The organism is Microcystis sp. M53598_WE2 (assembly GCF_030067735.1).
Lineage (GTDB): Bacteria > Cyanobacteriota > Cyanobacteriia > Cyanobacteriales > Microcystaceae > Microcystis > Microcystis aeruginosa.
The window spans coordinates 1-5,574 of record NZ_JASJFE010000982.1 but is presented as its reverse complement, the minus strand read 5'-3'; the positions used below and the strand labels follow the sequence as shown (position 1 = coordinate 5,574).

Here is a 5,574-nt window from a genome sequence, read left to right as displayed (position 1 = left end):
TAAGAGATTAAATGAATGCTATCGGTGAGAATGTAGGGAGCATTGGGTAAAAAAAGCACAAAAACTAAGAGAATTAACCACCAGAGTAGGGAACGATCGAGGGCGATACGAAATAGCCAAAAGCTAAGGATAAAGGGAATAAAGGCCAGAAAAGAATTCCAGATAATCCTCCCGGTGCTAAGGTTAAATAATTGCCAAGCATTGTGCCACCAATCCCTAGTTAAAATTATCGTTAAATCTGCCCAAATCATCCCTTAAATACCAGTCTCCTCTAGGGTTGATAAATATCCTAACCAATGTTTTAAAGATTCCGGTAAAGGGATTCTTTTTCTAGCGGTGGGAGCGATGCACACATGGCGAGTTTTCGCTTTTGCGACCAGGATTTCAGCCAAATAAATTTTATACTGCAATTGAAACTCGTTTTCGCTCAGGGATCGGGCAGTGAAATCAATTTGTATGCGATCACCACAAAAAAGAGGCCGAAAAAACTGGATTTCCGCTTGAGTAATTGGTAGGGCAACTGTATAATCTTTCAAAAAATCCTTGATATTGATGCCAAATTGTGCTAAAGAAAACTCGTAGGCTTCATGACAGATCGAGAGAAGATGGGCAAAGTAAACCACACCGGCCGCATCGGTATCGGCCAGATAAATTAGGCGCTCGTAGGGCATAAAAAGCTTATTGTCTTTCCAGAAAGGTTAAACTATCTTGTAGTTGTCTTAACTCGTCCCGATGGGCTTTGACAGTTAATTCCGTTTGCTGAGATTTGCTTTCTACTTTAAAAGCCACTTCTTCTAAACGGCCGACTTTTTGCCAATAGAAAACACCCGCGAGGGGAGATAAACCCACAAGAGCAAAAATATAGGGATTAGTATCGGGAAATAACAACGATAACACCAGTGAGAAGCAAAATAAACCCAAGGCCGCCAAAATTGTCAAAAATATCGCTAGGAAGGGGCTAGGCGGCACAAACCCCTGTAATCTGACAATATTCTGTTCGGGTTCGATCGCCTTGACTTGATAGGAACGTCGGTCAAAATAATCTCGCAGTTGTTCTAATAGTTGGTCGTCACTGGTACTGGTAAGATAGACACGCTGTTCGATACGCTCTTTGACGGAACCGCGAATAAAAAAGAATAATCCCACCATGAGCAGGAGAGTCAGAAAAAAAGTTGAGGAAAGAACGGGGGTATCCATGGCGGCAGTTAGGAGCGAAAAAACTTACAATTAATCCTAATTATCCTAACCTATCTTCTCCCCCGATTTAGAAGATGGACCCTAGGAGCAAAACCTCGATCGAGAATCAGAAAAATTTAACCCCAAGGCAGATTCATGGGCAACAATCTATTAACAGGATTAATCGAACCCTTACAGTATAGTTTCATGCAGAGATCCCTAATTGAAGCTATCATCGTCGGGATCATTTGTGCGGTGGTGGGAACCTACCTGATGGTACAACGTTTGGCCCTCTTGGGCGATGCCATCAGTCACTCGGTCTTACCCGGATTAGCGATCGCTTTTATTGGTAATTTTAATCTGCTACTGGGTGCTTTACTAGCCTCAATGGTCAGTACTCTACTGATTAACTTGATCCGTAATCGTTCCCCAATCAAAGAAGATGCGGCCATGGGGATCGTTTTCTCGGCTTTTTTTGCCCTTGGCATCACCCTGATCACTCTCATCCAAAAAAACAACAAAATTGACCTGAATCACTTTCTCTTCGGCAATATTCTGGGTGTCACTGCTGCCGACATCCGCGATACCCTAATTATTGCCGTTATCGTTTTGTTAACCGTTTTGCTCCTGTATAAAGAACTATTATTCTACACTTTCGACAAAATCGGGGCGCAAGCGGCGGGTTTACCGGTAAATTTATTAGATTTAGGCTTAATGCTCCTGATCGGTCTGACCATCGTTGCTAGTCTCCAAGCGGTGGGAGTAATCCTCGTTTTGTCCCTTTTGATTACCCCCGCGGCCACTGCTTATCTTTTAGTTACCCGTCTCCATCAAGTCATGGGTTTAGGTGTGGGTGTGGGTATTATTTCTAGTATCAGTGGGATGTATTTAAGTTATTACTGGAATTTACCCTCTGGACCGGCGATCGTGCTTGTCGCTTTTAGCCTATTTATGTTGGCCTTTTTATTCAGTCCCCGTCAGGGAATTTTCACCCATCCCTCTAGTCTAGGTGGTCAACTTTCTATCTGGGGAGAGATGAAAAATTTGTTGAGACGACGTTAGTTTGCAGCAGAAGGTGGGTTTTTTGGCAAGTGATCAAAAAAAGCCGACGGCTAAAAAACTGATAACGGCTATCAGTAGTCGTGCAGAATTAATTTCCTAGTCGAGACTCCGAGACAGTAGAGGATGCCCTATCAGGTTATACTTCATCTTTAGGAGAAACGCCTTAAGTATGGCACGATTTTTGAAAAATGGTATAAAAAGTATAAATGTCAATCGATCGACTTAAATCTTAAACTAAATAATCAACCCCGAATCGCCCGGTATTGGAGGAACAAAACAACTCGTGAGTATAACTGATTTAATCCAAAAAGGCGGAGTGGCCATGTGGCCGCTGCTTTTTCTGTCTATTTTAGCTCTTAGCACTATTATCGAACGAATTTGGTTTTGGAGTCGTACTCTCCTCAGTGAGGGCCAGATTTTAAATCGCATTATGGAATCCGCCATCCGTAACTGGGATTTGGCAGCAAAAGTCGCTAGGGATTCCCGCAATCACCCCATCGGTAGCTATCTTTATGCTCCCCTGCGCTTAGAAAATCCAGATCCAGAGGTTTTTCACTTTGCCCTCGAATCGGCTGCCGATGAACAATTATCCCTAATGAAACGGGGCGATAAAATCCTTGAGGCAGTCATTGCCCTTTCTCCCCTGTTAGGATTATTAGGGACGGTACTCGGTTTAATTACCTCTTTGGCCAATATTCAATTAAGTGACCTGGGAACTTCCTCGACGGCGGGAGTAACTTTAGGTATTAGTGAAGCTTTAATTTCCACCGCTACCGGCTTAATTGTCGCTATTTTTAGCCTCGCTTTCTATCGTGTTTTTCAGGGACTCTGGTTCAATCAAGCCCGAATTTTTCGCAAGGCCGGCAGTGATTTAGAAATTATCTACCGCCAACGCTGGTTACACCAAGAAGACCAACAATACGCCCTCAGTGCTAACCTAGAAAAACCTCTCGATCGCTAAATCTCTCCCTTATCAAGCATGGCCGAAACTAAATCTCTTAACCACAAAAAGCCAAAAAGTAGCCATATTACGGCTCGTCCGCTCAAATTATGGCATGATCAACACCGCATTCAAGAGGATGTGCAGGTTAATATCATTCCCTTGATCGATGTAATTTTCTGTATTCTCACTTTCTTTATTCTCGGTGCAGTGGGATTATCTCGCCAACAGGCTATCAGTCTTGATTTACCGAAAGCTAGTACCGCTACCACCCCGATGCGGGAAATGTTGGTGGTTAGTCTCGATGATTTCGGACAACTCTACGTCGAAAAACAGATGGTGACTCGCCTCCAGTTATTCGAGGCAATCAAGAATTATCATCAATATAGTCCCAATGGACTGATGGTACTGAATGCCTCCAGAAATGCCAGTTATAACGAAGTGGTTGGGGTTTTAGACCTACTGCGACAGGTAGGCGGTGATCGTGTGGCTTTAGCGACTCTATCGGGGGAGGCTAATAATCCCACCCCGGAAAATAGCAATCCTTTGCCCAATTTGCCGACTAATCCCACCTTGCCCAGTTTACCCAATCCTCTGGGCAGCAATTAACTAGGAATGGATGCGATAGCTGAGTAATTGTTCTTCGAGGGCGGCAATGCGATTGTAGGCCGCCGTCAATTGTGCCGTTAATCGGCGAATTTGGATTTCATCGGCAAAAGAATTATCGCCATTGACAGCTGGGGCTTGTTTGCCACCGTGATCCCGGAGAATATCTTTATGATCGTAGAGGCTATTATCGGATAACTCGGAAAAACCGACCATTTCCAGGGATTCTCGCCTGGAATGACTCGATTTATCCCCAGCTAGGATAGCAATTTGCTGGCTGAGGCTTTCGACAATATCCTGGAGACGCTCGACTTTCTGCTCAAGACTGATAATCTGTTGTTGTAGTCCATTCATGCAATTACCTAGGGATAAAGGAGGTTTCCCCTCTATGCTAGGCTCTGGAGGAAATGGGCTATAACAATTTCTGATTGATTTAACGATCCCTTTACTGCCCTTAACGAAAATATGGCACGGGAAGTCCCCACACGAGACCGAAGCAGGATGGGGATGTGCCGAGTGCCTCCTTTCCCCTTGATCAAAACCTATGCCACAACAAGGACTTAAGCATATTTTGAGACTTTTTAGAATGAAATAGCCCTGGCATCGGTAATCGCACTCGACATAAAAATTAGCTCACCAATCTAGATAAAATTTCTCGATGAATTAAAGCTCGATCGATTAAAAAATGTTTGCGATCTCTAGTTAATCCCTCTCCATTGGCATAAAAATCAATCCAAGTGGTACTAATATCATTAACTGCCTCTGGTAACTGATCTAATTCCCAACCCGGCATCGGTACTTCGGCAATTAATCGCGACACTTTCGGATCATAACTCAGGGCAAAACAACGACAATCTTCTGCTGCGGCCATAATTAAACTATGAAAGCGCATTCCGATCACCATTTCTACCCCGCGAAATAAGCCTTTTAACTGTCTTGGATCCTCTAAACTAATAATTTTATGATTTTCCCTTAATTGACAGGCTACAGCTTCACAAAGGGGCAAATCCCGCGACTTTTGAAAAGGGACTAAGAGAATAAACGCCCCCGTACTGATTTGTAAATCAATTAAAGCTTGGGTTAATTTATCTAATTTTGCCGGGGTTAATAGGGGATGGGGACGTAAATTGACGGCGATTCTTGGGGCGGGTAAATCCGATAATCCCTTGACTGATTGAGCGTCTAAAGCCCATACTGGATCGGGGGCAACAATGGGATGAATACCCCAATTGGCGACTAAATGAGCCGAAGTATCATCGCGCACACTAACTAAACTACATTTTTGTAAAACTTTTTTGGTTAACCAACGGGTAAAAGGTCTATTTAATGGTCCAATTCCCTGCCCCCAAGCAATAGTTTTTAAGCCCAATAATTGAGCAAGAGCCATTAAACCACCGTAATAAATTGGACTGGCAAAACTGGTGACATCCTGCATTAAACTGCCGCCACCCCAGATAAATATATCGGCTTTTTTAAGAGTCTGAAAAACTTGCCACCAATCCCGACTAGGACAGGTTTCCACCCCATAACGTTGACTGGTTTCTCTGGGATTATTTGACAAAACAATAGGTTTAATTGCTGAGGGCAGCATCTGTAATAGAGACACTAATAATGCCTCATCTCCTCCGTTTCCTCTCCCATAATATCCACAAATTACTGCACGCATATATCAGTTATCAGTTATCAGTTATCAGTTGTCAGCCAGAAAAAGGCAAGAGTCAAAAGGCAAAAGGCAAAAGGCAAAAGTATGGTAAATTTGTCTCCTGTCTCCGAGTCTCCTGTCTCCTTTG

At 43.4% G+C, this 5,574-nt stretch carries 8 protein-coding genes; 3 read left to right on the top strand and 5 right to left on the bottom strand.

All coding sequences use genetic code 11. The features are described from left to right. From PX636_RS20080 to PX636_RS20070, 3 genes are all read right to left on the bottom strand, one after another. Positions 1 to 251, bottom strand: a 251-nt coding sequence (locus PX636_RS20080) for a DUF1361 domain-containing protein (RefSeq protein WP_288118497.1), incomplete at its 3' end; no start/stop codon positions are given. Between the two features lie 3 nt (positions 252 to 254). Next, positions 255 to 671, bottom strand: a complete 417-nt coding sequence (locus tag PX636_RS20075) for an acyl-CoA thioesterase (protein ID WP_004163175.1) — start codon at positions 669 to 671, stop codon at positions 255 to 257. Between the two features lie 7 nt (positions 672 to 678). Further along, positions 679 to 1,197 carry a cofactor assembly of complex C subunit B gene (locus PX636_RS20070; protein WP_004163174.1) on the bottom strand — a complete coding sequence of 173 codons (519 nt, stop codon included), beginning with the start codon at positions 1,195 to 1,197 and terminating at the stop codon, positions 679 to 681. Positions 1,198 to 1,332: 135 nt separating this feature from the next. Here PX636_RS20070 and PX636_RS20065 point away from each other — a divergent pair, with 135 nt between their 5' ends. The 3 genes from PX636_RS20065 to PX636_RS20055 all read left to right on the top strand — a co-directional run bounded on the left by PX636_RS20065 (position 1,333) and on the right by PX636_RS20055 (position 3,787). Continuing rightward, a complete protein-coding gene (locus PX636_RS20065; protein ID WP_004163173.1) occupies positions 1,333 to 2,238 on the top strand; it encodes a metal ABC transporter permease in 906 nt (301 codons plus the stop codon). Between the two features lie 322 nt (positions 2,239 to 2,560). Further along, complete coding sequence (locus PX636_RS20060) at positions 2,561 to 3,199, top strand: MotA/TolQ/ExbB proton channel family protein (protein ID WP_081417888.1); 639 nt, start codon at positions 2,561 to 2,563, stop codon at positions 3,197 to 3,199. A gap of 18 nt (positions 3,200 to 3,217) precedes the next feature. Beyond that, positions 3,218 to 3,787, top strand: a complete 570-nt coding sequence (locus tag PX636_RS20055; RefSeq protein WP_288118495.1) for an ExbD/TolR family protein — start codon at positions 3,218 to 3,220, stop codon at positions 3,785 to 3,787. Here PX636_RS20055 and PX636_RS20050 read toward each other — a convergent pair whose 3' ends face one another. Together PX636_RS20050 and csaB are read right to left on the bottom strand one after the other, a co-directional pair. Continuing rightward, positions 3,788 to 4,138 (bottom strand): hypothetical protein, encoded by a 351-nt coding sequence (locus PX636_RS20050; protein ID WP_002760665.1) that lies wholly within the window; start codon positions 4,136 to 4,138, stop codon positions 3,788 to 3,790. Positions 4,139 to 4,412: 274 nt separating this feature from the next. Continuing rightward, complete coding sequence (gene csaB, locus PX636_RS20045; protein WP_288118493.1) at positions 4,413 to 5,450, bottom strand: polysaccharide pyruvyl transferase CsaB; 1,038 nt, start codon at positions 5,448 to 5,450, stop codon at positions 4,413 to 4,415. Positions 5,451 to 5,574 lie beyond the last annotated feature (124 nt).

Bases quoted from the DNA above. Each gene is read 5' to 3' on its own strand.
- PX636_RS20075 (WP_004163175.1), bottom strand. From the start codon at position 671: ATGCCCTACGAGCGCCTAATTTATCTGGCCGATACCGATGCGGCCGGT.
- PX636_RS20070 (WP_004163174.1), bottom strand. From the start codon at position 1,197: ATGGATACCCCCGTTCTTTCCTCAACTTTTTTTCTGACTCTCCTGCTC.
- PX636_RS20065 (WP_004163173.1), top strand. From the start codon at position 1,333: ATGGGCAACAATCTATTAACAGGATTAATCGAACCCTTACAGTATAGT.
- PX636_RS20060 (WP_081417888.1), top strand. From the start codon at position 2,561: ATGTGGCCGCTGCTTTTTCTGTCTATTTTAGCTCTTAGCACTATTATC.
- PX636_RS20055 (WP_288118495.1), top strand. From the start codon at position 3,218: ATGGCCGAAACTAAATCTCTTAACCACAAAAAGCCAAAAAGTAGCCAT.
- PX636_RS20050 (WP_002760665.1), bottom strand. From the start codon at position 4,138: ATGAATGGACTACAACAACAGATTATCAGTCTTGAGCAGAAAGTCGAG.
- csaB (WP_288118493.1), bottom strand. From the start codon at position 5,450: ATGCGTGCAGTAATTTGTGGATATTATGGGAGAGGAAACGGAGGAGAT.